This window comes from Stenotrophomonas sp. Steno-C17 (assembly GCF_056393165.1).
In genome coordinates this window covers 19,059-41,671 of the sequence record NZ_JBWJPD010000023.1, presented here as the reverse complement: position 1 = coordinate 41,671, position 22,613 = coordinate 19,059, and the positions used below count along the sequence as shown (strand labels likewise).

Annotated in this window: 17 protein-coding genes; 6 read left to right on the top strand and 11 right to left on the bottom strand. The window is 66.3% G+C overall.

What is annotated here, in order from left to right; genetic code table 11:
* Positions 1 to 13: 13 nt before the first annotated feature.
* The 4 genes from AC06FA_RS17620 to AC06FA_RS17605 all read right to left on the bottom strand — a co-directional run bounded on the left by AC06FA_RS17620 (position 14) and on the right by AC06FA_RS17605 (position 10,756).
* Complete coding sequence (locus AC06FA_RS17620; protein ID WP_478069417.1) at positions 14 to 2,020, bottom strand: M13 family metallopeptidase; 2,007 nt, start codon at positions 2,018 to 2,020, stop codon at positions 14 to 16.
* Between the two features lie 202 nt (positions 2,021 to 2,222).
* Positions 2,223 to 4,370 carry a M13 family metallopeptidase gene (locus AC06FA_RS17615; RefSeq protein WP_478069416.1) on the bottom strand — a complete coding sequence of 716 codons (2,148 nt, stop codon included), beginning with the start codon at positions 4,368 to 4,370 and terminating at the stop codon, positions 2,223 to 2,225.
* A 158-nt stretch (positions 4,371 to 4,528) separates the two neighbouring features.
* Complete coding sequence (locus AC06FA_RS17610) at positions 4,529 to 7,540, bottom strand: TonB-dependent receptor domain-containing protein (RefSeq protein ID WP_478069438.1); 3,012 nt, start codon at positions 7,538 to 7,540, stop codon at positions 4,529 to 4,531.
* A gap of 411 nt (positions 7,541 to 7,951) precedes the next feature.
* The gene (locus AC06FA_RS17605) at positions 7,952 to 10,756 is read right to left on the bottom strand and encodes a TonB-dependent receptor domain-containing protein (RefSeq protein WP_478069415.1); all 2,805 of its coding nucleotides are present in this window, start codon (positions 10,754 to 10,756) and stop codon (positions 7,952 to 7,954) included.
* A gap of 575 nt (positions 10,757 to 11,331) precedes the next feature.
* Between AC06FA_RS17605 and apbC the strand changes: the two genes are divergently transcribed.
* Together apbC and dcd are read left to right on the top strand one after the other, a co-directional pair.
* On the top strand, positions 11,332 to 12,186 hold the full coding sequence (apbC, locus tag AC06FA_RS17600) for an iron-sulfur cluster carrier protein ApbC (RefSeq protein ID WP_164275773.1): 855 nt from the start codon (positions 11,332 to 11,334) through the stop codon (positions 12,184 to 12,186).
* Between the two features lie 77 nt (positions 12,187 to 12,263).
* Complete coding sequence (gene dcd / locus AC06FA_RS17595) at positions 12,264 to 12,836, top strand: dCTP deaminase (protein ID WP_312709238.1); 573 nt, start codon at positions 12,264 to 12,266, stop codon at positions 12,834 to 12,836.
* Between the two features lie 84 nt (positions 12,837 to 12,920).
* On the opposite strand, the gene AC06FA_RS17590 is transcribed toward dcd, so the two are convergent.
* From AC06FA_RS17590 to AC06FA_RS17580, 3 genes are read right to left on the bottom strand one after another with little or no spacing between them, the layout of a single operon-like run.
* Positions 12,921 to 13,088, bottom strand: coding sequence for a LiaI-LiaF-like domain-containing protein (locus tag AC06FA_RS17590; RefSeq protein WP_005410498.1), 168 nt, complete (start codon positions 13,086 to 13,088; stop codon positions 12,921 to 12,923).
* Between the two features lie 15 nt (positions 13,089 to 13,103).
* The gene (locus AC06FA_RS17585) at positions 13,104 to 13,526 is read right to left on the bottom strand and encodes an HIT domain-containing protein (RefSeq protein ID WP_478069414.1); all 423 of its coding nucleotides are present in this window, start codon (positions 13,524 to 13,526) and stop codon (positions 13,104 to 13,106) included.
* Positions 13,523 to 14,194, bottom strand: a complete 672-nt coding sequence (locus AC06FA_RS17580) for a dienelactone hydrolase family protein (RefSeq protein WP_478069413.1) — start codon at positions 14,192 to 14,194, stop codon at positions 13,523 to 13,525. Before AC06FA_RS17580 ends, AC06FA_RS17585 begins: the two co-directional genes overlap by 4 nt.
* A 204-nt stretch (positions 14,195 to 14,398) precedes the next feature.
* Here AC06FA_RS17580 and rimO point away from each other — a divergent pair, with 204 nt between their 5' ends.
* A complete protein-coding gene (rimO, locus tag AC06FA_RS17575) occupies positions 14,399 to 15,760 on the top strand; it encodes a 30S ribosomal protein S12 methylthiotransferase RimO (RefSeq protein WP_478069412.1) in 1,362 nt (453 codons plus the stop codon).
* 8 nt (positions 15,761 to 15,768) lie between these two features.
* Positions 15,769 to 16,584 (top strand): DUF3025 domain-containing protein, encoded by an 816-nt coding sequence (locus AC06FA_RS17570; RefSeq protein WP_478069411.1) that lies wholly within the window; start codon positions 15,769 to 15,771, stop codon positions 16,582 to 16,584.
* 79 nt (positions 16,585 to 16,663) lie between these two features.
* Here the strand turns inward: AC06FA_RS17570 and greB are convergent, their stop codons facing one another.
* Complete coding sequence (gene greB / locus AC06FA_RS17565) at positions 16,664 to 17,170, bottom strand: transcription elongation factor GreB (RefSeq protein WP_478069410.1); 507 nt, start codon at positions 17,168 to 17,170, stop codon at positions 16,664 to 16,666.
* Between the two features lie 121 nt (positions 17,171 to 17,291).
* Positions 17,292 to 18,797, bottom strand: a complete 1,506-nt coding sequence (locus tag AC06FA_RS17560) for a helicase HerA-like domain-containing protein (protein ID WP_478069409.1) — start codon at positions 18,795 to 18,797, stop codon at positions 17,292 to 17,294.
* Between the two features lie 123 nt (positions 18,798 to 18,920).
* Between AC06FA_RS17560 and AC06FA_RS17555 the strand changes: the two genes are divergently transcribed.
* Positions 18,921 to 20,531 (top strand): transglycosylase SLT domain-containing protein, encoded by a 1,611-nt coding sequence (locus tag AC06FA_RS17555; protein WP_478069408.1) that lies wholly within the window; start codon positions 18,921 to 18,923, stop codon positions 20,529 to 20,531.
* Positions 20,532 to 20,551: 20 nt separating this feature from the next.
* Complete coding sequence (locus AC06FA_RS17550; RefSeq protein WP_478069407.1) at positions 20,552 to 20,899, top strand: ribonuclease E inhibitor RraB; 348 nt, start codon at positions 20,552 to 20,554, stop codon at positions 20,897 to 20,899.
* Positions 20,900 to 21,082: 183 nt separating this feature from the next.
* Here the strand turns inward: AC06FA_RS17550 and asd are convergent, their stop codons facing one another.
* Positions 21,083 to 21,925 (bottom strand): archaetidylserine decarboxylase, encoded by an 843-nt coding sequence (gene asd, locus AC06FA_RS17545; protein WP_478069406.1) that lies wholly within the window; start codon positions 21,923 to 21,925, stop codon positions 21,083 to 21,085.
* Positions 21,922 to 22,572, bottom strand: coding sequence for an SCO family protein (locus tag AC06FA_RS17540; protein WP_478069405.1), 651 nt, complete (start codon positions 22,570 to 22,572; stop codon positions 21,922 to 21,924). Before AC06FA_RS17540 ends, asd begins: the two co-directional genes overlap by 4 nt.
* Positions 22,573 to 22,613: the final 41 nt, after the last annotated feature.

Here is a 22,613-nt window from a genome sequence, read left to right as displayed (position 1 = left end):
ATCACCGCTGCACTCAACGCCAGACCTTGATCTGTTCGGCGTCGGTGCGCTGCATCGGCTGGCCGGCCTTGCAGCTGAAGGTCGCGCCGAACGCCGGCAGGTTCGACAGCGGGCCGTTGGTACGCCAGCGGCCCGGTGCACGGATGTCGGCGGTCAGGCGGCGCGCCGCTTCGTTCGGCGACAGCTGCTGCGGCCACAGCGCGGCCCACGCGCGGAAGAAGCCCTGCTGCTGGGCCGGCTTGGCCTTCGGTTCCTGTGCGGTGTACGCGGCCCAGGCCAGTTCCAGGCCGGCGATGTCGGCCAGGTTCTCTTCCTGGGTCAGCGTGCCGTTGACCTTGGCACCCTTCACGCCGGGGAATTCGTAGGCGCCGTACTGCGCGGCCACGCGGTTGCCCAGCAGGGTCCAGGCGGTCTTGTCGGCCGGCGTCCACCAGCTGCGCAGTTCACCCTTGGCATCCACCAGCGCGCCCTTGGCGTCGATGGCGCGGTTCAGCTCGTGGCCGACCAGGCCGCCGAAGCTGCCGAACTTGTCGGCGGCGTCGGCCTTGGCGTTGAACACCGGGCCCTGCAGGATGGCGGCGGTGACGATCAGGCGGTTCTGGGCCAGGTCGTAGGCCAGCGACGGCTGCTGCGGCAGCACATCCCAGCGGCGGTCGGCGTTGCCCTTGCCGATGCGCTTCATTTCCTCGCGGTGGCGCCAGGTCGAGGCGATCAGCATGTTGCCGCCGAACGAGCCACGGCCCATCGGCTGCACGCTGTAGTCCAGGTCGCGCAGCGGGGTACCGATCTCGATCTTCAGCGCGGCCAGCTTGGCCTGCGCTTCGGTCTTGGCCTCGGCGCTCATCCAGGTGCTGTTCTTCACCGCCTCGATCTGCACTTCGCGCACCTTGTCGACGATCCACGCCGCCTGGCGGCGGTCTTCGGCCGACAGGTAACGCGCGGCATACTCGCGGCCGACCATCGGGCCGGCGGCCACGTTGATGGCGTCCAGCACGCTTTCCCAGCGCTGCGGCGGCAGGGTTTCACCGCGCAGCACGCGGCCGCGGAACTCGAATTCCGCATCGCGGTAGGCCTTGGACAGGTACGGGGCCATCGAGTCACCCACGCGCCAGCGCAGGTAGGCCTTCCACTGGTCCGGCTTGAGCTTGGTCACCATGCCGTCGAGCTGCTTGAACAGCTGCGGGTCGGCCAGCGAAACCAGGTCGTCGTTCACGCCCTGCGCCTTCAGGAACGCATCCAGCTGCAGGTTGCGGTAGCGGCTGTTCAGGTCCTTGGTGGAGATCGGCGCGTAGTTGTTGAACGGGTTGTTGATGCCGGCCAGCGACTGCGCGTTGCGCGCCAGTTCGGTTTCCAGCGCGATCACCGACTGCGCTTCTGAATCGAGCTTGGCGGCCGGGGTGCCGGTCAGCGCCAGGATCTGCTTCACGTAGTTGCGGTACCGGCCCATCAGGGCCACGGTGTCGGCGTCGGTGCGGGTGTAGAAGGCCGGATCAGGCAGACCCATGCCGCCCTGCATGAAGTAGCCGATGTGGCGGTCCAGCGCCTTCAGGTCCACGTCCGGGCCGAAGTTGAAGGCCACCGGGATACCGACCTGGTGCAGCGCGGCGATCGATGCCGGTACATCCTTGGCCTTCTTGATGGCATTGATGCGGGTCAGCAGCGGGGCGATCGGGTTCGAGCCGTCCGCTTCCACGGCGGCTTCGTCCAGGCCGCTGGCCCAGAAGTCGCCCAGCAGCTTCTGCACGTTGCCCTGCGGCGCCTTCATCGAGGCTTCCAGCAGTTCACGCTGCTGCTGGCGGCTGCGGTCCACCAGCTGGCCCAGGGCCGTGGCGGCGCCGCTCTGCGGTGCCGGGTTGGCCTTCAGCCAGCCAGCGTTGGTGGCATCGTAGAAATCGCTGCACTGGGCGCTCACGGCAGGCGCGCGCGCGGCCTTCTTCTTGGCGGCGAAAGCATCGTGGGTCGGGACCAGGGTCGCCAGGCTGATGCCCAGGGCGACGGCAAGCGGACGGAAGTTGGGCATGTAGAACGAATCCGTGATGGATTGAGGGCGGGCGAACTATAGCAAGCCGTGCATCGGCACGGCATGCACACGTCACGCGGTGCCACGTTTACCTGCATGGGGGCAGAGCCCTCGCGCTGCGCGCGAGGGATCCGCCCCCCGGAAAAACAAAGGCCCGGGAAATCCCGGGCCTTTGCAGGTCTAGCGCAGCCTCAGCCGTGGCTTACCAGATCACCACCTGCTGGTCGCCGCTGCGGGCCATCGGCGAACCGGCCTTGCACTGGAACGCCGCGGCGAAGGTCGGCAGGTTCGACGGCGCACCCATGGCGCGGAACTGCGCCGGGGCGTGCGGGTCGGTGGCCAGGCGGACCTTGGCGTTTTCCGGGGTGTACTTGGTGCGCCACACGGTGGCCCAGTTGAAGAAGAAGCGCTGGTCGCGGCTGAAGCCGTCCACCTTCGGGTCTTCCTTGCCGGCGCTGGCCTTCTGCAGTGCGTCGTAGGCCGTGGCCAGGCCGCCCAGGTCGGCGATGTTCTCGCCCAGGGTCAGCTTGCCGTTCACCGCCTGGCCGTCCACCTTGTACTGGTCGAACTGCTTGACCAGCTTGCCGGTCAGGCCCGCGAAGTTCTTCGAATCGCCTTCGGTCCACCAGTTCTCGAAGTTGCCGGTCGGCCCGAAGCGGCTGCCCTGGTCGTCGTAACCGTGGGTCATTTCGTGGCCGATCACTGCGCCGATGCCGCCGTAGTTCAGCGCGTCGTCGGCCTTCGGATCGAAGAACGGCGGCTGCAGGATGGCGGCCGGGAACACGATCTCGTTCTGCAGCGGGTTGTAGTAGGCATTGACCGTCTGCGGGGTCATGCCCCATTCGGTCTTGTCCACCGGCTTGCCGATCTTGGACAGGTTGTACTGGTAGTTGAACGCGGTGGCCGCGCGCACGTTGCCCAGGTAGCTGTCACGGTTGGTCTGCAGGCCCGACCAGTCGCGCCACTTGTCCGGGTAACCGATCTTCGGGGTGAAGGTTTCCCACTTGGCGATGGCCTTGGCCTTGGTTTCATCGCTCATCCAGGACAGGCCCTGGATGCGGTCCTTCAACGAAGCGGCCAGGTTCTTCACCAGGTCTTCCATCTTCGCCTTGGCTTCCGGCGAGAAGGCCACCTTCACGTACAGCTGGCCGAAGGCTTCGCCGGCGTCGCTTTCAATGGTGCCCAGCACGCGCTTCCAGCGCGGCTTCTGTTCCTTCTGGCCGTTCAGGGTCTTGCCGTAGAAGTTGTAGCTTTCCTGCACGAAGGCTTCGGACAGGTACGGCGAAGCGCCATCGACGGTGTGGAAGCGCAGGTAGGCGCGCCAGATCGACGGATCGGTATCGGCCAGGGCCTTGCTCACTTCCTGGTGGAAGGTCGGGATGGCCAGCGAGAACTTCTCCGGAGCGGCGACGTTCTGCGACTTGAAGAACTCGGTCCAGCTGAAGTTCGGGGTCAGCGCATCGGCCTCGGCCAGGGTGACCGGGTGGTAGAACAGGGAGACATCGCGCGACAGTTCTTCGCTCGACTTGGAGGCCTTGGCCAGGCGGGTCTCGAACTTGACCACGTCCTCGGCCTGCTTGGCGGCATCGGCCGCGGCGACGCCGGACAGCTCCAGCACCTTGGCCACGTGGGCCTGGTAGGCCTTCAGCTTGTCGGCGTTCTTGGCGTCGGTGTAGTAGGTGGTGTCGGGCAGGCCCAGGCCGCCCTGGCTGGCGTAGGCCATGTTCATGGCCGAATTCTTGAAGTCGGCTTCGGCGCCGAAGCCGAACAGCACATTCTCGCCCTTGGCGGCGCTGCTGCGCAGGTAATCGGCGATGGCGGCCTTGTCCTGCAGGCCGTCAATGGCGGCCAGGTCGGCCTTCAGCGGCTCGATGCCCTGGGCGTTGATCTTGGCTTCGTCCATGCCGGTGGCCCACAGGTCACCAACCACCTTTTCAATATGGTCCGGGTTCTTCACCTGGGCCACCTGCTCGACCAGCTGGTGCTGCACCGCAACCGAACGCTCGTCCAGGATGGTGAAAGCGCCCCAGCTGGTGCGGTCGCCCGGAATCTCGTTGGCGGCCAGCCACTTGCTGTTCACGTAATCGCCGAAGGCGGTGCAGGCGTCCTTGCTGGCGTCCAGGTCACCGGGCTGGAAGGCGTTGTAGGCCGGCAGCTTGCTCTCGTCCAGCTTGTAGGCGGTGGCGGCGTCGGTGGTGGCCGGCGTGGAGGCGGTGGCGTCCTTTGCCGGGGTATCAGTCTTGCCGCAGCCGACCAGCGCGGCCGAAACGGCCAGGGTCAGCAGCACGATCTTGGGGGTACGGGTCACTTGAATGGCCTCCAGGCCGAGTGAGTCAGGGAAAGGCCGCATGCACGGCCGTGGGCCGAACAATACGCCTGCGGCCCGGCCTGCAAGGGTGTCGAAGGTCATGGCCGATTGCAAACCCCCTGGCCGTTGGCCGGACCGCCAGATACGGAAAAGGAAAGGGCGGCTTGCGCCGCCCTTTCCGGGTATTGCCTGAAGCGTGATCAGAACTTGTAGGTCACGCCCATGTACATGTAGCGGCCAATGCTGTCGTACAGGGCAGCACCGGCGTCAGCACCGAAGTAGTTGACCGGCGGATCCTTGTCGAACACGTTGTCCACGCCCACGTAGACGTCGATGCCCGAGCCCGGGAACTTATAGCCAACCTGCATGTTGTGGTACAGGTACGACGGGTTGCGGATCGGGCTCTGCGAACCCGGGTTGGCGTTGTAGCTGTCCGGGGTCACGCGCAGGTTGCCGTCAACGTAGGTCATGTCCCACGACGCACGCCAGTCACCACGCTTGTAGGTGGTGCTGAACTGACCGCGCCAGCGCGGATCGGTGTAGTAGGTCACGTACTCGGTGAACTCGTCCGGGAACGACTGGAAGGCCCATTCACGCGACTGGATCAGACGGGTACCGACCAGGCGCAGGGTGGTGAAGCCGCCCAGCAGATCGAAGCGGTAGTCCATTTCCAGATCGACGCCGACGCGACGCGACTTGGCCAGGTTCTCGGAAATAGCGGTCCAGTTGTAGATGCTGTATTCCGGGAACGGGGTGCCGGTGGGCGAGGTGTAGCCGCCGACCGGTGCGCGCTTGATGGCGTCGCAGAACGGGTTGTTCTGCACGCCCCCCGGCGAATCCACGCAGCGGGTGGCCAGGGTCTGCGCACTGACCGAACCGATCGCGTCGGTCAGGGTGATGCGCCAGTAGTCCATCGACATGCCGAAGCCCGGCAGGAATTCCGGCTGCCACACGAAGCCCACCGACAGGGTCTTGGCTTCTTCCGGCTTCAGGTTCGGATTACCACCGCTCACGCCCGGGCGGTTCGCGCTGTAGGTGTCCACCCAGTTGTTCGGAATGCCCAGCGCGGCGCAGTTGGCGGCACGCAGGGCCGGGTCCTTGGCGGTCGCCGGACGGTTGGCGTTGGTCGACAGCGTGTTGCAGGGATCGGAGATGGCGGCGAAGTTCTGCGACTGCGGGTTGTACAGCTCACCGATGCTCGGTGCGCGCACGGCGCTGGCGTAGGTACCACGGATACGCAGCGAGGTCAGCACTTCCCAGTCCAGACCCACGTTCCAGGTCTTGGTATCGCCCACCGAGGAGTAGTCCGACCAGCGGCCGGCCAGGTCCAGGTTCAGACGACGGATCAGCGGGATGTCCGCCAGCAGCGGGATGGAGGTTTCAGCGAACACTTCGCGCACGCTGTACTCACCACCACGGCTGGGGATGGCGTTGAGGAAGGTCAGGCCCAGCGCGGACAGAGCGTCGGTGTTTTCCTGGCTCTGTTCCTTGCGGTACTCGACGCCGCCGGCGAAGCCGACGTCACCGGCCGGCAGCGAGAACAGCGAGTTGTTGGCCACCGAGGCGCTGAACACCTGCTGCTTCAGCTTGGACTGGTTCGACGAACGGGTGTTGAACCAATCAGCCGCTTCCTGCGAGATGGCGCCGTTGCCGAACACGCTGAACGGCACGCAGCCGGCAATCAGGGCCTGGTTGTAGCGCTGCCCGGTGTTCGGGTTGATCGCGTTCGGGTCCAGCGTTGCGCGGCAGGCGAGGTTGCCATTGGCATCGCGGGTCACGTCCATGCCCGCATGCCAACGCTCGTTGATGCGGTTGTTGACGTTGATGCGGTCGATGGTGGTCTGGCCGAAGTTGGCCGAGGTCTCATACGTCCAGTCTTCGCCCAGGTTGCCTTCCAGGCCGAACACCACGCGGCTGGTCTGGCGCTCGATCTGCTCACCGCGACGGCCGGCGTCGACGTTGAAGCGGTTCATGACCAGGTTGCTTTCAGCAGCGTTCGGGTCGCGCGACACGGCACGCACGGTGCTGGTGCCATCGCGGTTCTGCACGCGCACGGTGCGCGCATCGAGCACGGCGCCCAGTTCGTTGGAGATGTAGGCGTTGTCACGACGGATGCGCAGGCCGGTGTCGAAGGCCGGCTGGCCGTAGAACTCCGACTCGGTCTTGGTGTACTTGCCTTCGAAGAAGAAGCGGTGATCGTCGTTCAGATCGAAGTTGACGATGGTGTTGAAGCTGAAGCGGTCGAACGACGGCTGCAGGTCGGCCACGGCGTTCAGATCGGCGAAATCGCAGTCCACGCAGCTGCTGGTGCTGACGATGGTGCCGTCGTAACGGTTGCGGCGGAAGGTGCCGTCATCGTTGAACAGGTAGCGGCTGTTGCGGTTGAAGGCGATCGAGCGGGTGCCGGTGGGCGAGATGGTGATCTGGCCCAGGTCCATGGTGCCGCCGTAGGAGGTGGAGTGGTTACCACCCGGGCTGGCCAGGACCGTCTGCGGGTTGCGCTCGCTCGGCGGCTGGCTGGCATCGAAGTTCGGGTTCGGCACCGACACCTGGTAGCGGCGGCCGATTTCGCGGTCACCACGGCCGAAGCGGCCCTGGCTGCTGTATTCCATCGCGATCGCCGCGTTGCCGCGGCCGTCAGCGAACGGCTTGCCGGCCGAGAAGCTGGCGAAGTGGCGGTCGAAGCTGCCTTCTTCGGCCTTGCCGGTCTGGCCACGGAATTCGTAGCCGTCGAAGGACTTCTTCATGATGAAGTTGACCACGCCGGCCACGGCGTCGGCGCCGTAGACCGCCGAGGCGCCACCGGTGATGACTTCCACGCGCTCGATCCATTCCACCGGAATGGTGTTGACGTCAACCGAGGTCGAACCCGGGCTGGCGCCGACGTGGCGACGGCCGTTGACCAGCACCAGGGTGCGCGACGGGCCCATGCCACGCAGGTCCATCAGGCCCAGGCCGGCGGTACCGATGAAGCGCGTGGAGTTGCCCAGCGAGTAGCTCGGGGTCAACTGCGGCATCTTGTTCATCAGGTCGCCGATGTTCAGCGCGCCGGTGGTGCGGATTTCCTCGGCGGTGATGGCGGTCACCGGCGAGGGGGTGACGAAGCCGGTGCGCGCGATACGCGAGCCGGTCACGCTGATGCGATCCAGATCGACCGGGTTGGCACCCGGGGCGGCTTCCTGTGCCAGGACGGGTGCGGCAGCGGCGAACATCAGGCCGGCCAGCAGTGCATTGGTCAGCGGGTGGCGACCGGGCAAGCGATGGTGCGTCATCAAGTGAATCCCCCTAAGAAGTGTGAAACGCCGGACTTCCCTGCCGACGTTCTGCAAATGTTCATGCGTCATCCTGACGTCACCGGAACCTAACACGGTCTTAACAAGAAATGTACGGTTGTGTCACAACACTTTGCCAAATCAGTCGCTTCGATACATAAAACTGCAACAAATACAGCGCCTTAGTCTCAGTTTCCTTTGCAACATTTGTCAGTCTGAGTGAATGGTGAATAGGGCTCTTTACGATGCAGTGCGCAGGTCGTCGCCAGCAGGGGGGAGGGGGCGCGGCCTACGGACAAAAAAAAGACCCCGCCGAAGCGGGGTCTCCAGTCAACGCGTTGTGGGTGGGGCTTACTTCGCGCCGAAGTCGTACTTGGCCTGCACGTAGATCGCACGCCCGTAGGCGCTGTACAGGTAGTTGTTGTACGGCTGGCCGCTGGTCCCGGCGTAGCTGTAGCGCTGGTTGTCAGGCAGCTTGTTGAACACGTTGTTGACCATCAGCGACAGGGTCAGGTTGTCCATCGCGCGGTAGTTCACGCTCAGGTTGTAGGTGGTGTACGAACCCCACTTGCCCGCCTTGTAGCCCGAGCTGTGCACGTAGTCGTAGCCGTTGCCCAGGTAGGCCATGTAGTTCGGCGTCTTGCCGATGTAGTTGGCATACAGGGTGGTGGTCCACTTGTCCTTGGCCCAGGCGATCGAGCCATCGGCGCGCACCTTGGCGTAGGAGTCGTAGATCCACATCGCGTACGGGTCGCGCAGCAGGTCCAGGTACTCATCGCCCGGCTGCGGCTGCAGTTCGCGCTTGAGCATGTTGGTGTAGTTGCCCGAGAACTGCAGCGAGCCGAAGCGGCCGATGTCCTGCACGTACTTGAAGCTGGCCGTCAGTGCCTGCAGGTTCTGCCGCGCGACGTTCATCTTCGGCGTGTAGATTTCATCCAGCACGCCGGAGGCATCGCGGGTGATCCAGTCGTTCACGTTCTGGCAGCTGGCCGAGGTGTTGTTGGTCTGGCCGTTGCGGCAGTAGTACTCGGCCAGCAGCAGCTGGTCGGAGCTGAGCGTGTTGACCTCGTTCTCGATCTTCCAGTTGTAGTAGTCCAGCGACACCGACAGGTTGTTGATCGGTGCCCAGACCACGCCCGCGTTCCAGACGTCGGCGGTGATCGGTTCCAGGTCCGGGTTGCCGGACTGGGTGCCGAACACCGACACGCTGTCGTACGGGCAGCCGGTGGTGTTGGCCGGGTCGTAGCCCAGCTGGCCGCAGCGGTAGTAGTCGGTGGAACCGTTGGCGTAGTAGCCGCTTTCACCCTGGAAGGCGTCGGACAGGGTCGGCGCGCGGAAGGCGGTGCCGTACTTGCCGCGGAACAGCAGGCTTTCGATCGGGCGGAACTCCAGGCCCACGCTGTAGGTGGCCTTGTCGATGGTGTTGCCACCGATCTTGAAGGCGTCATAGCGGCCCGAGCCGGTCACGGTCAGCGAGTCGAGCAGCGGCATGCGCAGTTCGCTGGTCACCGCGTAGCTGCTGCGGTGGCCGGCGCCGGACACTGCGGTGGTGCCCCACACGCTGCCATCGACCAGGCGGGCATCGGGGGTGTAATCCCAGCCCTCGCTGCCGCCTTCCACCACCACCGCGAAGCCGGCATCACCGCCGGGCAGCGCGAACAGCGAGCCATTGGTGACCTGCGCGCGCAGCAGGTTCTGCCAGGTGCGGCTCTGGCTGTAGGTGTAGCCGGTGAAGCTCTGGAAATCGCCCGACGGCAGCGGCGAGTAGAACGCATCCCAGTCCGGGCTGTAGATGTTGTAGCCGGTGCTGGTGGTGCCCAGCACCGGGCCCAGCACGCGGTCTTCGAAGTAGTCGTTGATCGGGTCGGCCCAACGCACGAAGTTGCGTTCGGTCAGCTTGTACTCGCCGCGGGTGAAGCTGGCGCTGTAATCCCAGTTGCCCACCGTGCCACGGCCGCCCAGGGTGACCTGGTAGGCCTTGTTGCGGTCGGTGTTCATGATGTCGCGGTAGCCGGCGCCGCCGATGTCCTCCGGCGCGAACACGCGCTGCAGGTTCATGTACTGGCCGCTGTCCTGGTCGTAGAAGCGACCCCAGCCGGACGAGGTGCCCCACCAGGTGTAGTTCGAGCCGGTGGCGTACTTCACTTCCTCCAGGCTGTACAGCGCATCGCCGAACAGCTGGAAGTTGTCGGTCACGTCGAAGGTGGCCGAGCTGTAGATCTGCCCGCTTTCCTTGCCGTTCTTGATGGTCTTGTAGCCGGTGCCATAGGCCGAGCCGCAGGCCTGGCCGGTGGGGCGGCTGCCGAGCACGGTGGTGCCACCGAACTGGCCGGCCACGTCGGCGCACAGGTCCGGGTCCATCATCGCGTAGCGGTTGTTGTTGGCCGGCAGCAGCACCAGGAAATCGTTGGACACGTACTGCGGGCTGTAGCCGTCGGGGTTGTTGACCTTGGTCAGGTCACGCTGGTAGCCCCAGATCGGGCTGGTCTTTTCGTACTGCACGTTGACCAGCGCGTTGAAGCGGTCATCCTTGGAATTGAAGCCGCGCGCCGCGCTGAAGCGGAAGCTGTTGCCACCGCCTTCGCTGTAGGCCCCGCCGCGCACGCTCACCGTGCCGCCGTCCATGCGTTCCTTCAGGATGATGTTGACCACGCCGGCAATGGCGTCCGAACCGTACAGTGAGGACTGGCCGCCCGGCAGGATCTCGATGCGTTCGACGATGTCGATCGGAATGCCGCTGATGTTGTTGAACGTATCGCTGCCGTTGTACAGCGCCGGATACGAGAGCATCGGGCGGCCGTTGATCAGGTACTTGGTGTAGCCCGGGCTGAGGCCGAACATGCCGGCCGCTTCAGCGCCCTGGGTGAACGATGCCGAGGTCTGGCCGCCCTGCAGGCCGCCGGTGGACAGCGAGGACTGCTGCAGCACATCGGCCACGCTGGTGAAGCCGCGGGTCTGGATGTCTTCGGCGGTGACCGTGAGGACCGGCGTGTGGTTCTCGATCTCGGTCTGCGGAATCAGCGAGCCGGTGACCGTCACGCGGTCCAGCTGGGTGGTGGCGCCGTCCTGGGCCGCGGCGGCGCCGCTGGCCAGCAGGGTGCCGATCAGGGCGAGAGTCAGTGGGTGACGCGAAAACGCATTGCGGTGGCTGTGCATGAAGGATCCCCATCGAAACAGATCAAGGCGGTGTCATCCATGACGGCTTTAAGTTGCGTTCAGTTGCTTTCCATTCATTTGGACCGTAACACGGCTTTAACGTCTTCAACACGGGGTTGTCACAAGGCTCCGTCAGGGGTTCGATGAAAACGTTTTACAAATCAATGGCTAACGCTTTTGTCTGGAAATGTGTCAATTTGTTGCGATGCGCCAATTCATGTTTCGAAGCTCTAAAAAGTCAATTGATTCAATGGTTTGTGATGGCGCGCAGAAGCGCTCCAGAGCGTGTTTTACAACTGGGATTGAACGGTCGATGGCATCTCGGTCCAGCCCGGTAATGCGGTGCCAGCTCGCGCCCTGAAGGGCAGACGGCGACCCTCCGTGCAGGGACGCCAGCGCTGGTCGCAAAGTGCGGTGGTGCGATGTCAAGCCTTGAACGCAGCGGGTGGTCTGTGGCAGGGCGGCGCGCTTTGCGCACGCGTCCTGCCCCGGCCGGCGGGGCAGGGGAAACCGGTCCGTTTTCGCCCAGCTTGTATGATGGCGGGCTCTTGAATCAGATCTCTTCGGAGCCCGCAGTGAACAGTTCGACCCGCCGTCCCCACGCCAGCCAGGTCCAGAAGGGCCTGACCCCGCATGCGCGCGTGCGCAACGTGATCGCGGTGGGCTCGGGCAAGGGTGGTGTCGGCAAGTCCACCACCTCGGTGAACCTGGCCGTGGCCCTGCAGCAGTTGGGCGCGCGGGTGGGCGTGCTCGATGCCGATATCTACGGCCCCAGCGTGCCGGCCATGCTGGGCCTGTCCGGTCGCCCGGAAAGCCCGGACAACAAGAGCATCGAGCCGATGCGTGCGTTCGGCGTGGACACCATGTCCATCGGTTATCTGGTCGAGGACGAGACCCCGCTGATCATGCGCGCCCCGCGCGCCACCGCCGCGCTTACCCAGCTGTTCGAAGACACCCTCTGGGACGATCTGGACTACCTGCTGATCGACCTGCCGCCGGGTACCGGCGACATCCAGCTGACCCTGGTGCAGAAGATTCCGCTGGCCGGCGCGGTGATCGTCACCACGCCGCAGGACATCGCCACGCTGGATGCGAAGAAGGCGCTGAAGATGTTCGAGAAGGTGGAGGTGCCGGTGCTGGGCGTGGTCGAGAACATGGCCGTGCATACCTGCAGCAACTGCGGGCATGTGGAGCACCTGTTCGGCGAAGGCGGCGGCGAGCGCATGGCCGCGCAGTACGGCGTGCCGCTGCTGGGTTCGCTGCCGCTGCAGATCGACATCCGCGAGCAGGGCGATGCCGGTACGCCGATCACCGCCGCACAGCCGGATTCGGCCACGGCCCAGGCCTACCGCCAGGCTGCGCAGCGGCTGATCGAGGAAGTGGGCAAGCGCCCGCGTGGCTCGATCCCGATCCTGTCCTCGCTGCTGTGACCGCCGCGGCGGCGCCCCACCGGGCGCGCCCGGCCCCCTGATAGAATCCCCGCGCCCCCTCGTTCCCAGGACAAAGCATGAGCATCAAGAGTGACCGTTGGATCCGCCGCATGTCCGAACAGCACGGCATGATCGAGCCCTTCGAGGCCGGGCAGGTGAAGCAGGCCAACGGCGAGCGCATCGTCAGCTACGGCACTTCCAGCTATGGCTACGACGTGCGCTGCTCGCGCGAGTTCAAGGTGTTCACCAACATCAACTCCACCATCGTCGACCCCAAGCGTTTCGACCCGGGCAGCTTCGTGGATATCGTCGGCGATGAGTGCATCATTCCGCCCAACAGCTTCGCGCTGGCGCGCACGGTCGAGTATTTCCGCATCCCGCGCGACACCCTGGTGGTGTGCCTGGGCAAGAGCACCTACGCGCGCTGCGGCATCATCGTCAACGTGACCCCGCTGGAGCCGGAATGGGAAGGCCACGTGACCCTGGAATTCAGCAACACCACGCCGCTGCCGGCGCGCATCTATGCCAACGAAGGCGTGGCGCAGATGCTGTTCTTCCAGTCCGCCGCCGATGACGTCTGTGAGACGTCCTACAAGGATCGCGGTGGCAAGTACCAGGGCCAGACCGGCGTGACCCTGCCGCGAACCTGAGCAACGAATCGGTAGCGCCGGGCCATGCCCGGCGTTTTCGTATGGGCCGCGTGGTGCGCTCGCCGGGCATGGCCCGGCGCTACCTTATTTGCCGCGCCCGAACAGCATGGCGATGCCCACGCCCACCAGCGCCACCGGCCACCAGGTCAGCAACAACTTGGACAGGTTCAGATGCGTCCAGCCCAGGTTGCTGGCAAGCATGAACAGACCGATCAGGATCAGCAGGATGGCGGCGACGAGGTTGAATCGCATCGGGTCGGCACTGTCTCAGGAGTGGGCTGGATATCCTAGCCGTTCCTTCCAGTAGGCGACATGCTGCTGCAGCGCCGCCGGCTCGTAGCGATGGGCCGGGCCGCTGCCCCAGACCGGGCCGGGCCAGGCCGGATCCCCGTCGTGGCGGCCGATCACGTGGAAATGCAGCTGGCGCACGATGTTGCCCAGCGCGCCGATGTTGATCTTCTCCACCCCGTCCGAGCCCTTCAGGGCCTTGCACGCGCGGTTGAGTTCGGTGCGCAGCTTGTCCTGCTGCTCGCCGTCCAGCTCGATCCATTCGGTCACCCCGGCCAGGCGCGGTACCAGCACCAGCCAGGGGAAGCGTTCATCGTTCATCAGCCGCACTTGCGACAACGGGCCTTCGGCGACCAGCACGCTGTCGGTGGCCAGGCGTGTATCCAGTTCGAATTCGCTCATCCAAGATGCTCCGTGAAGAAGTCCAGGGTGCGTTGCAGCGCCAGGGCGGCGCTGTCTGGATCATACGCATGTCCGACGTCCCGGTTGAAGGCATGGTCGGCCGGATAGACGTAAGTGGGCATCTGCGGCAGCTTTTCGCGATGGGCCTGCACCGCCTCCGGCGGAATGCTCTTGTCCTGCGCGCCGAAGTGGAAGATCACCGGGGCCTTGGGCGTTTCGTCCAGGTAGTGCACGTTGCGGCCGCCGTAGTAGCTCACCGAGGGCAGGCCCAGGCGCATGGCCGCCAGCAGGGCCACGCTGCCACCCCAGCAGTAGCCGACCGTGCCGACCTTGCCGTACGGGGCCAGCCGGGTAGCGGCGGCGCGTACCACTTCCAGGGCCTTTTCCATGCCCAGCGTATTCACCCGTTCCAGCCCGTCCTTCACGCCTTCGGCGGTGTAGGGCATGGCATCGGTGTCGGCCTCGGCGCCATCGACCAGATCGAAGAACGACGGCGCCAGCACCGCATAGCCCTCGGCGGCGAAGCGCTCGGCCACGCTGCGGATGTGCGGGTTGGCGCCGAAAATCTCCTGCACCACCACCAGGCCGGCGCGCGGCTTGCCCTCGGGCAGGGCCTGCCAGGCGCGAACCGGGCCGTGGTGCGTATCCAGGGTGATCCATTCGGACATCGTCGGGAACCTCGTTGCAGGGGACAGGCCAGCATTGTCGGTGCTGGCCGGGTTAGCGGCGCGTCAGCGGCTGTGCCCGATCAGGCGGCTGATCATTCAGGCGCAGGCGCCAACCCCGGTATACTGGCGCCCTTTCAGGCCCCGGCCCCCAGGTCCCCCTGCCATGCCGGCAGGGGCCCAGGCCCCCAGAGTCCCGCGATTTCCATGTCCCAGCTGAACCCCAAAGTCGGCTTCGTCAGCCTTGGCTGCCCGAAGGCCCTTGTCGATTCCGAGCGCATCCTGACCCAGCTCCGCTCGGAGGGCTACGACATCGTTCCGTCCTACGATTCGGCCGACGTGGTGGTGGTCAACACCTGCGGCTTCATCGACTCGGCGGTGACCGAATCGCTGGATGCCATTGGCGAGGCGATGAACCAGAACGGCAAGGTGATCGTCACCGGCTGCCTGGGCAAGCGCCCGGAACAGATCCGCGAGGCGTACCCGAACGTGCTGGCGGTGTCCGGCCCGCAGGACTACCAGAGCGTGATGGAAGCGGTGCACGAAGCGCTGCCGCCCAAGCACGACCCGTTCGTGGATCTGGTGCCCGACTACGGCATCAAGCTGACCCCGCGCCATTACGCCTATCTGAAGATTTCCGAAGGCTGCAACCACCATTGCAGCTTCTGCATCATCCCCTCGATGCGCGGCAAGCTGGTCTCGCGCCCGGTGGATGACGTGCTGCGCGAAGCCGAGCGGCTGGTGCGTGGCGGGGTGAAGGAACTGCTGGTGGTTTCGCAGGACACCTCGGCCTACGGCGTGGACGTGAAGTACGCCGAAAAGATGTGGCGCGACAAGGCCTACCAGACCCGCCTGAAGGCGCTGTGCGAAGGCCTGTCCGAGCTTGATGCGTGGGTGCGCATGCACTACGTCTACCCGTACCCGCACGTGGACGAGGTGGTGCCGCTGATGGCGGAAAACCGCATCCTGCCGTACCTGGATATTCCGTTCCAGCACGCCAGCCCGCGCATCCTGCGCCTGATGAAGCGCCCCGGTGCGGTGGAAAAGACCCTGGAGCGCGTGCAGAACTGGCGCCGCATTGCCCCGGACATCACCGTGCGTTCGACCTTCATCGTCGGTTTCCCCGGCGAGACCGAGGCCGAGTTCGAAGAGCTGCTGTCGTTCCTGGACGAGGCGCAGCTGGACCGCGTCGGCGCGTTCGCCTATTCGCCCGTCGAAGGCGCGACCGCCAATGCGCTGCCGGACCCGGTGCCGGAAGAAGTGAAGCAGGAGCGCCTGGCGCGCTTCATGGAAAAGCAGGCGCAGATTTCCGCCGCGCGCCTGGAAGCGAAGATCGGTACCGTGCAGCAGTGCCTGGTCGATGCCATCGAGGGCGATATCGCCGTGGCCCGTTCGCGCGCCGACGCGCCGGAAATCGACGGCCTGGTGCATATCCAGAACGCCGACCAGGTGGCGCTGCGCGTGGGTGAATTCGTCAACGTGGAAATCACCGAAAGCGACGACCACGATCTGTACGGCGATGCGCTGCCGCCGAGCACGCGCCCAGCGTTCGACCTCAAGGTTCTGTGACAACAGCGATGGCCGCCGACGCCGGCCATCGACGCTTCGTGCCGCCGCCGCGTGCGGCGGTGGCGGCATCGGTCTTCGACCATCCCCTGTTTGCCGGTGTGGCCGGCTTCGGTGACCTGCTGGCCACGCCCGGCTGGCCCAGCGTATCCGCGCTGGATGCGCGCCTGGCTGTGCCGGGCCTGCGGCTGGTGGCGCAGGACGCCGCGCTGCTGGCCGATGGCCTGCACTACGAAACCCGCATCGCTCAGGGCCGCCTCGCGACCCGTGCCGACAACTGGCATGACCTGTTCAATGCGCTGGTATGGGCCAGCCAGCTGCCGCTGAAGCGTGCGCTCAATGGCCAGCAATGCCGGCACATCGCAGCGATGGGGCCCGGCCAGCGCAACCGTGCGCAGGCCGCACTGACCCAGTTCGATGAAACCGGCGTGATCGTGCGGGTGCGCGACCGCGCGCTGCTTGCTGCGTGGGATGCGCATGACTGGTCGGCACTGTTCGCGCCCGGACCCTGGAAGGCGGGCGCTATCGCGGTGGCGACCGTGTTTGGCCACGCGCTGATGGAGCAGGCGCTGTTGCCAGGACGGCGGCTGGTGGGCAAGTGCGTGGTGGTGCGTGGCGATGAAGACGCCGCGTGCATCGAAGCGGTGGCGCAGGCCATCGCGCAGGGCAGGGTGCTGACCGATCCACTGCAGCTGCGACCGCTGCCGCTGGCCGGCATTCCCGGCTGGCACGAGGTGCAGGATGCGGCCTTCTACGCCGACGCCGCGTACTTCCGCCCGTTGCGCGAAGGCCGGCAGTACCCGCCGGCGCTGCACATCGCCGGGTAGAGTCGACTGTAAGTCGACTGATCTTCCTGCAGCCCACGAAAACCCCGCGCTGCGCGCGGCAGTCGACTGACAGTCGACTCTACGACGGCGGGTATTCCACGCCGATCACCGCAAACGTGAACTGCCCGCCGGGCAGCTCCACCGAAAACTCGTCGTCGATGCGCTTCTTCAGCAACGCCCGCGCCAGCGGCGAATCAATGCTGATCCAGCCCAGCCCGGCATCGGTCTCGTCCGGGCCGACGATGCGATAGCGGCTGGTCTGCCCGCTGTCCACGTTCTCCAGTTCCACCCAGGCGCCGAAGAACACCGCCTGCGGGTCGGTCGGGGTGGTGTCCACCACGCGCAGCGCGTCCAGGCGCTTGGTCAGGTAGCGCACCCGGCGATCGATCTCGCCCAGCTGCTTCTTGCGGTAGGTGTATTCAGCGTTCTCGGAACGATCACCCTCGGCCGCGGCGGCGGCCAGCGCCTTCACCACCTCGGGGCGGCGCACGCGCCACAGCTCATCCAGTTCGGCTTTCAGCCGGGCATGGCCGGCGGCGGTGATCAGGGCAGTGCTTTTTTCTGCGGGCGGACGCCAACGGGACATGCAGTACGGATTCTTTTCAGGAGTAAGGAATGGGGTCGGAGCCCTCCCTGGCGGGAGGGATCCGAGCCCGGGGTCAGACCCCTTCCGCAGGAAGGGCTCTGACCCCGGCAGCGGCGGCGCGTCAGCGCTTGCCGCCGAAGATGCCGCCCAGCAGCCCGCGCACGATCTGGTTGCCCAGCTTGGTGCCGACGGTGCGGGTGGTCTGTTTGGCCATGGTTTCAATCATGCCCTGGCGGCGCTTGGTGCCGAAGATCGCATCCTTGATGGCCTGGCCGAAGCCGCCTTCCTGCGCCTCGTCCTGCTCGCGGCTGCGCGCGGCCGGAGCCTCGGCCTTCTCCACCGCTTTCTGCGCGCGCTGGGCCAGCCGTTCGGCGGCCGATTCGCGGTTCACTGCGGTGTCATAGCGGGTGCCCACCGGGCTGCCGGCACGCACCTGCGCGCGTTCGGCCTCGGTCACCGGCCCCATCCGGCAGCGCGGCGGGGCGATCATCGTCTGCTGCACCGGCATCGGCACGCCCTTGTCCTGCAGGGTGGACACCAGCGCCTCGCCGGTGCCGAGCTGGCCCAGCGCCTTGGCCACGTCCAGCTTCGGGTTCGGCACGAAGGTTTCGGCGGCGGTCTTCACCGCCTTCTGGTCGCGCGGGGTGAACGCGCGCAGCGCGTGCTGCACCCGGTTGCCCAGCTGGCCGAGGATGTTGGCCGGCACGTCGTCGGGGAACTGCGAGCAGAAGTACACGCCCACGCCCTTGGAACGGATCAGCCGGACCACCTGTTCGATGCGCTGCACCAGCGAGGTGGGGGCATCGTCGAACAGCAGGTGGGCCTCATCGAAGATGAACACCAGTTTCGGCTTGTCCAGGTCGCCCACTTCGGGCAACTGCTCGAACAGCTCGGACAGCAGCCACAGCAGGAAGGTGGAATACAGCTTCGGTTTGAGCACCAGCTGGTCGGCGGCCAGGATGCCGACCACGCCGCGGCCGTCATGGTTGACCCGCATGATGTCGGCCAGTTCCAGGGCCGGTTCGCCGAAGAAGCCCTCGCCACCGTCCTGGGCCAGGCGCAGCAGCGAACGCTGGATGGCCGCGATCGACTGCGCGCTGACCAGGCCGTATTCGGTGGAAATGTCCTTGCGCTCTTCGGCCACCAGGGCCAGCAGGGCGCGCAGGTCGTCCATGTCCAGCAGCAGCAACCCGCGGTCGTCGGCCAGCTTGAACACGATGTCCAGCACGCCGGACTGGGTGTCGTTCAATTCCAGGATGCGCGCCAGCAGGGTCGGGCCCATTTCACTGACGGTGGTACGCACCGGGTGGCCCAGCTTGCCGTACAGGTCCCAGAACACGGTGGGGCTGCCTTCGGGCGCATAGTTGGCCACGCCGATCTGCGCCGCACGCTGCTGCAGGCTTTCGCTGCCCGTGCCGGGCACCGCCAGGCCGGAGACATCGCCCTTCACATCGGCCAGGAACACCGGCACCCCCAGCCGCGAAAATCCCTCGGCCAGGGTCATCAGGGTCACGGTCTTGCCGGTGCCGGTGGCGCCGGCCACCAGGCCATGGCGGTTGCCCAGTTTCGGCAGCAGGGTAACGGCCACATCGTCGGTCATGCCTTTGCCGAGCAGAATCGGATCCATGGTCCAGCCCTTGTGGTGAATGCGGTCAATGTTAACCGGCGGCGGCGGCCGGTCGCCGGCCGGGTTGCCCGGACCTTGGCGGCACCGCTACTCTGCCTGCCTGTTTCGCACACAGTGCCACCAATGCCCGTTCCTGTCCTGATTTCCCGCACCTGGCCGCTGCTGGCCCTGGTTGGCCTGGTTTCCCTGGCGCCCGACGCCCATGCGCAGCGCGTTTCGGCGCGGGACAAGGTGAAGGTGGACGCGCTGCAGCAGCGCATGGCCGCGGCCGAGAAGCGCTATGGCGACGCCCTGCTGTTGGTGGCCAATGCTGATCCCAAGGGCAGCAACGAGGCCGACGCTGCGCTGGAGGACATGGAAGATGTCATCAGCGAATGCGTGAAGCAGAAGGGCTGCCAGATGGGCAGCATGCTGGCCACCTACAAGCGCCTGCTGAAGCGTGATGCCGATGCCGCCAGCGACGATGACGCCACCGCCGATGCCGGCGACCGCCTGGAGGCCGACCCGGACCATGTGGGCCCGCTGGCCGCCGATGTGCCCGAGGCGGCGCGCGCCGCCGCGCTGCTGAACGACAAGCGCCACGCGTTCGACAACATGGTCGAGTACAACCCGGCGGTGCAGGCCGGTATCCGCCGTTGGCTGACCGACATGCGCCCGGCGCTGATGACCACCTACGAGAACTACCAGAACCTGCGTGCGGTGATGTGGCCGGAATGGGAAAAGCGCGGCCTGCCCGAGGCCCTGCTGTTCGGCATCATGGCCAAGGAATCCAATGGCCGCGTGCATGCGTCCTCGCGCGCCGGTGCGGCCGGGCTGATGCAGTTCATGCCGGCCACCGGCCGCCGCTTCGGCCTGGGCCCGGATGGTACCGGCTTCGATACCCGTTTCGATGCGCGCAGTGCGGCCGAAGCCAGCGCGACGTACATCAACGAGCGCATGCGCGAACTGAACAACAGCGTGGAGCTGTCGCTGGCCGGCTACAACGGCGGCGAAGGCCGCGCCGCCCGCGTGGCCCGCGAGAACCCGGGGCAGAGCTTCTGGGTGGACCGTGTGTACAACCAGTTCCCCGGGGAAACCAAGGATTACGTGCCGATGGTGATCGCCGCGGCGTGGATCTACCTGCACCCGCAGCAGTACGGCGTGGAGTTCCCGAAGATCAACGCGCAGCCGGCCACGGTGCGGCTGGCCCGGTCGACCACCATCTACGAACTGACCATCTGCCTGGGCAGCCACGGCACCCGCGATGGCTACATGCGCGCGCTGCGCAACCTCAACCCGCGCTACGAGGCCGATGGCTGGATTCCGGCCGGCACCCTCATCAACGCCACCACGCGCATTGCCAGCCTGTACCAGCGCAACTGTGTCAGTGGCCCGCGCGCGGATCTGGCGCGTACGCTCATCACCGCCGATCTGAACGCGGCCATCGTGCGCCCGAGCGCGACCACCTACACCGGCAGCGTCGCGGTGGGCGGTCTGGTGCCGGTGGCCGATCCGAACGCGGCCAGCCCGGTGGCCACGACCCCGAGCGCGCCGGTGGCCGCACCGCGTCCGGCGCCGGCGCCGCGCGCCAAGCCGGCACGTAGCTACAAGGTCGGCAAGGGCGAGACCCTGGGCCGCATCGCCGCAAAGTTCCAGTGCGACGTGCCGGTGCTGGCCCGCGCCAATGGCCTGAAGGCCCCTTCCTACAGCCTGCGCCAGGGCCAGACCCTGAAGCTGCAGGGCTGCGACAAGTAACTGCCCGGAGACCCCACCGCATGGACCTGCAAGCCACCCGCGACCTGTTCGACAACCTGCGTGAGAACACCGACTGGGATCTCAGCGTGCCCCTGCTGTGGGGCTACTATTTCGTGCATTCCACCCCCGAGCGCCTGCAGGCGCTGGCTGCCAGCCTGCAGGAGCAGGGCTACACCGTGGTGGACCAGTTCGAACAGGAGCCGGAAGAGGGCGATGCGCCCTTCCACGTGCTGCACGTGGAGCGTATCGAGGTCCACGACGAAGCCTCGCTGGACCTGCGCAACCAGGAACTGGCGGCACTGGCCAGCCAGCTGGGCGTTGAAGACTACGACGGCGTGGACGTCGGCCCGGCCCCGACCCTGCAGTAGCGTCGAGCTTGCTCGACTGCTTCACCCCGTAGAGTCGAGCTTGCTCGACTGCTCTGCGCACGTCAGTCGAGCAAGCTCGACTCTACGGGGGCGTTCCGAGCATCCCGGCCATTCCGAACACCCCCGGCATCCCCGGCATTCCGGGCATCCCCGGTGGCGCCGACGCCTCGGCGCCCTTCGGCCTCAGCGCAGCGTTGCCAGCGCCTGGCCCAGCTGCACCGGGCTTTCCGCGCCCAGCTGCGGGGCGAATTCGGCCACGCCGGGCGGCAGCAGCACGATCACCGTCGAGCCGTAGTTGAACCGCGCCATCTCGGCGAAGCGCTCCAGCACGATGCCCTGGCCACGGTAGTCCTTGCGGGTGATGCGGTCGCCGTAAGCGGGAATCTCTTCGCCACTCCAGACCGTTTCCACGCCCGACACCAGCAGCGCACCCACCATCACGCTCACCATTGGTCCGAAGCTGGTGTCGAAATGGCAGACCAGGCGCTCGTTGCGTGCAAACAGGCGCGGCACGCCGTTCACTGCCGCCGGGCCCACGCTGAACAGACGGCCCGGTACGTGCACGGTTTCGCGCAGGGTGCCGGTCCAGGGCATGTGCACGCGGTGGTAGTCGCGCGGCGACAGGTACACCGTGGCGAACAGGCCATCGTTGTACGGCTTGGCGTCCTCAGCGCTGCCCAGCAGTTCGGCGGCGGTGAACGACTGGCCCTTGGCCTGGAAAATGCGGCCGGCCTCGATCTTCCCCAGCTGGCTGATGCGGCCGTCGGCGGGCATCACCAGGCGGCGCGGATCGGCATCGGCCACGCGTGCGCCCGGCTTCAGTGCACGGGTGAAGAACTGGTTGAACGTGGCGTAGCTGCGCGGGTCGGGGTTGGCCGCTTCGTCCAGGTTGACGTCGAACTTGCGGGTGACCGTGTCGATCAACCAGCGCGATACGCGCGGATCGTCCGAGTACGCCAGCGAGCGCGCCATCGAAGACAGCAGGCGGTGGGGCAGGGCGTACGTCAGGGCGGTGGTCAGGCTCATGGGGCGGATTTCTCGGTCAGCTTCTGCAGGTCGCGGGCAATGGCCGGCGCGTTGAACGGGGGCCGCACCAGGCCGGCAAGGCGGCCCTGCGGGTCAAGCACGGCCAGGCTGGCCGAATGCTCGACGGTGTAATCCTCGGGATTCTCGTCGAAATGCTTGCCGGGCACCTTCTGGAACACGAAGCCCAGCGAGGTGGCAAAGCGCTCCAGCGAGGGAATGTCGGCGCTGGCGGCCAGGGTGTCCTTGTGGAAGCCGTGCACGTATTCGCCCAGGCGGGTGGCGTTGTCGCGGTCCGGGTCGACCGACACGAACAACACGCGTGGGCGCAGCGTATCCGGCAGGCTTTCCCACTGGTTCTGCGCACCGGCCAGCTCGGCCAGGGTGGTCGGGCACACGTCCGGGCAGAAGGTGAAGCCCAGGAACACCAGCGTCCAGTGCCCCTTCAGCTCGCCGGGAATCAGGCGGGTGCCGTCGGACTGGGCCAGGTTGAAGTCGGGCAGGGCGCGCGCCTGCGGGTACAGGGTGATCGCCTCGGTGGCCGGCTGGTGGGCCGCCGGCTTCGGCGCGAAGACCTGCTGGGCAGCCAGCAGGCCCAGGCCCGCGGCCAGGGCGATCAGCAGGATGATGCCGACGTTGCGATTGAACATGGGGGCCCCCGCGCGAAGTGGGCCCCATCATACCGGCTGTG

Bases quoted from the DNA above. Each gene is read 5' to 3' on its own strand.
- AC06FA_RS17620 (WP_478069417.1), bottom strand. From the start codon at position 2,020: ATGCCCAACTTCCGTCCGCTTGCCGTCGCCCTGGGCATCAGCCTGGCG.
- AC06FA_RS17615 (WP_478069416.1), bottom strand. From the start codon at position 4,370: ATGCGGCCTTTCCCTGACTCACTCGGCCTGGAGGCCATTCAAGTGACC.
- AC06FA_RS17610 (WP_478069438.1), bottom strand. From the start codon at position 7,540: ATGTTCGCCGCTGCCGCACCCGTCCTGGCACAGGAAGCCGCCCCGGGT.
- AC06FA_RS17605 (WP_478069415.1), bottom strand. From the start codon at position 10,756: ATGCACAGCCACCGCAATGCGTTTTCGCGTCACCCACTGACTCTCGCC.
- dcd (WP_312709238.1), top strand. From the start codon at position 12,264: ATGAGCATCAAGAGTGACCGTTGGATCCGCCGCATGTCCGAACAGCAC.
- AC06FA_RS17590 (WP_005410498.1), bottom strand. From the start codon at position 13,088: ATGCGATTCAACCTCGTCGCCGCCATCCTGCTGATCCTGATCGGTCTG.
- AC06FA_RS17585 (WP_478069414.1), bottom strand. From the start codon at position 13,526: ATGAGCGAATTCGAACTGGATACACGCCTGGCCACCGACAGCGTGCTG.
- AC06FA_RS17580 (WP_478069413.1), bottom strand. From the start codon at position 14,194: ATGTCCGAATGGATCACCCTGGATACGCACCACGGCCCGGTTCGCGCC.
- rimO (WP_478069412.1), top strand. From the start codon at position 14,399: ATGTCCCAGCTGAACCCCAAAGTCGGCTTCGTCAGCCTTGGCTGCCCG.
- AC06FA_RS17570 (WP_478069411.1), top strand. From the start codon at position 15,769: ATGGCCGCCGACGCCGGCCATCGACGCTTCGTGCCGCCGCCGCGTGCG.
- greB (WP_478069410.1), bottom strand. From the start codon at position 17,170: ATGTCCCGTTGGCGTCCGCCCGCAGAAAAAAGCACTGCCCTGATCACC.
- AC06FA_RS17560 (WP_478069409.1), bottom strand. From the start codon at position 18,797: ATGGATCCGATTCTGCTCGGCAAAGGCATGACCGACGATGTGGCCGTT.
- AC06FA_RS17555 (WP_478069408.1), top strand. From the start codon at position 18,921: ATGCCCGTTCCTGTCCTGATTTCCCGCACCTGGCCGCTGCTGGCCCTG.
- AC06FA_RS17550 (WP_478069407.1), top strand. From the start codon at position 20,552: ATGGACCTGCAAGCCACCCGCGACCTGTTCGACAACCTGCGTGAGAAC.
- asd (WP_478069406.1), bottom strand. From the start codon at position 21,925: ATGAGCCTGACCACCGCCCTGACGTACGCCCTGCCCCACCGCCTGCTG.
- AC06FA_RS17540 (WP_478069405.1), bottom strand. From the start codon at position 22,572: ATGTTCAATCGCAACGTCGGCATCATCCTGCTGATCGCCCTGGCCGCG.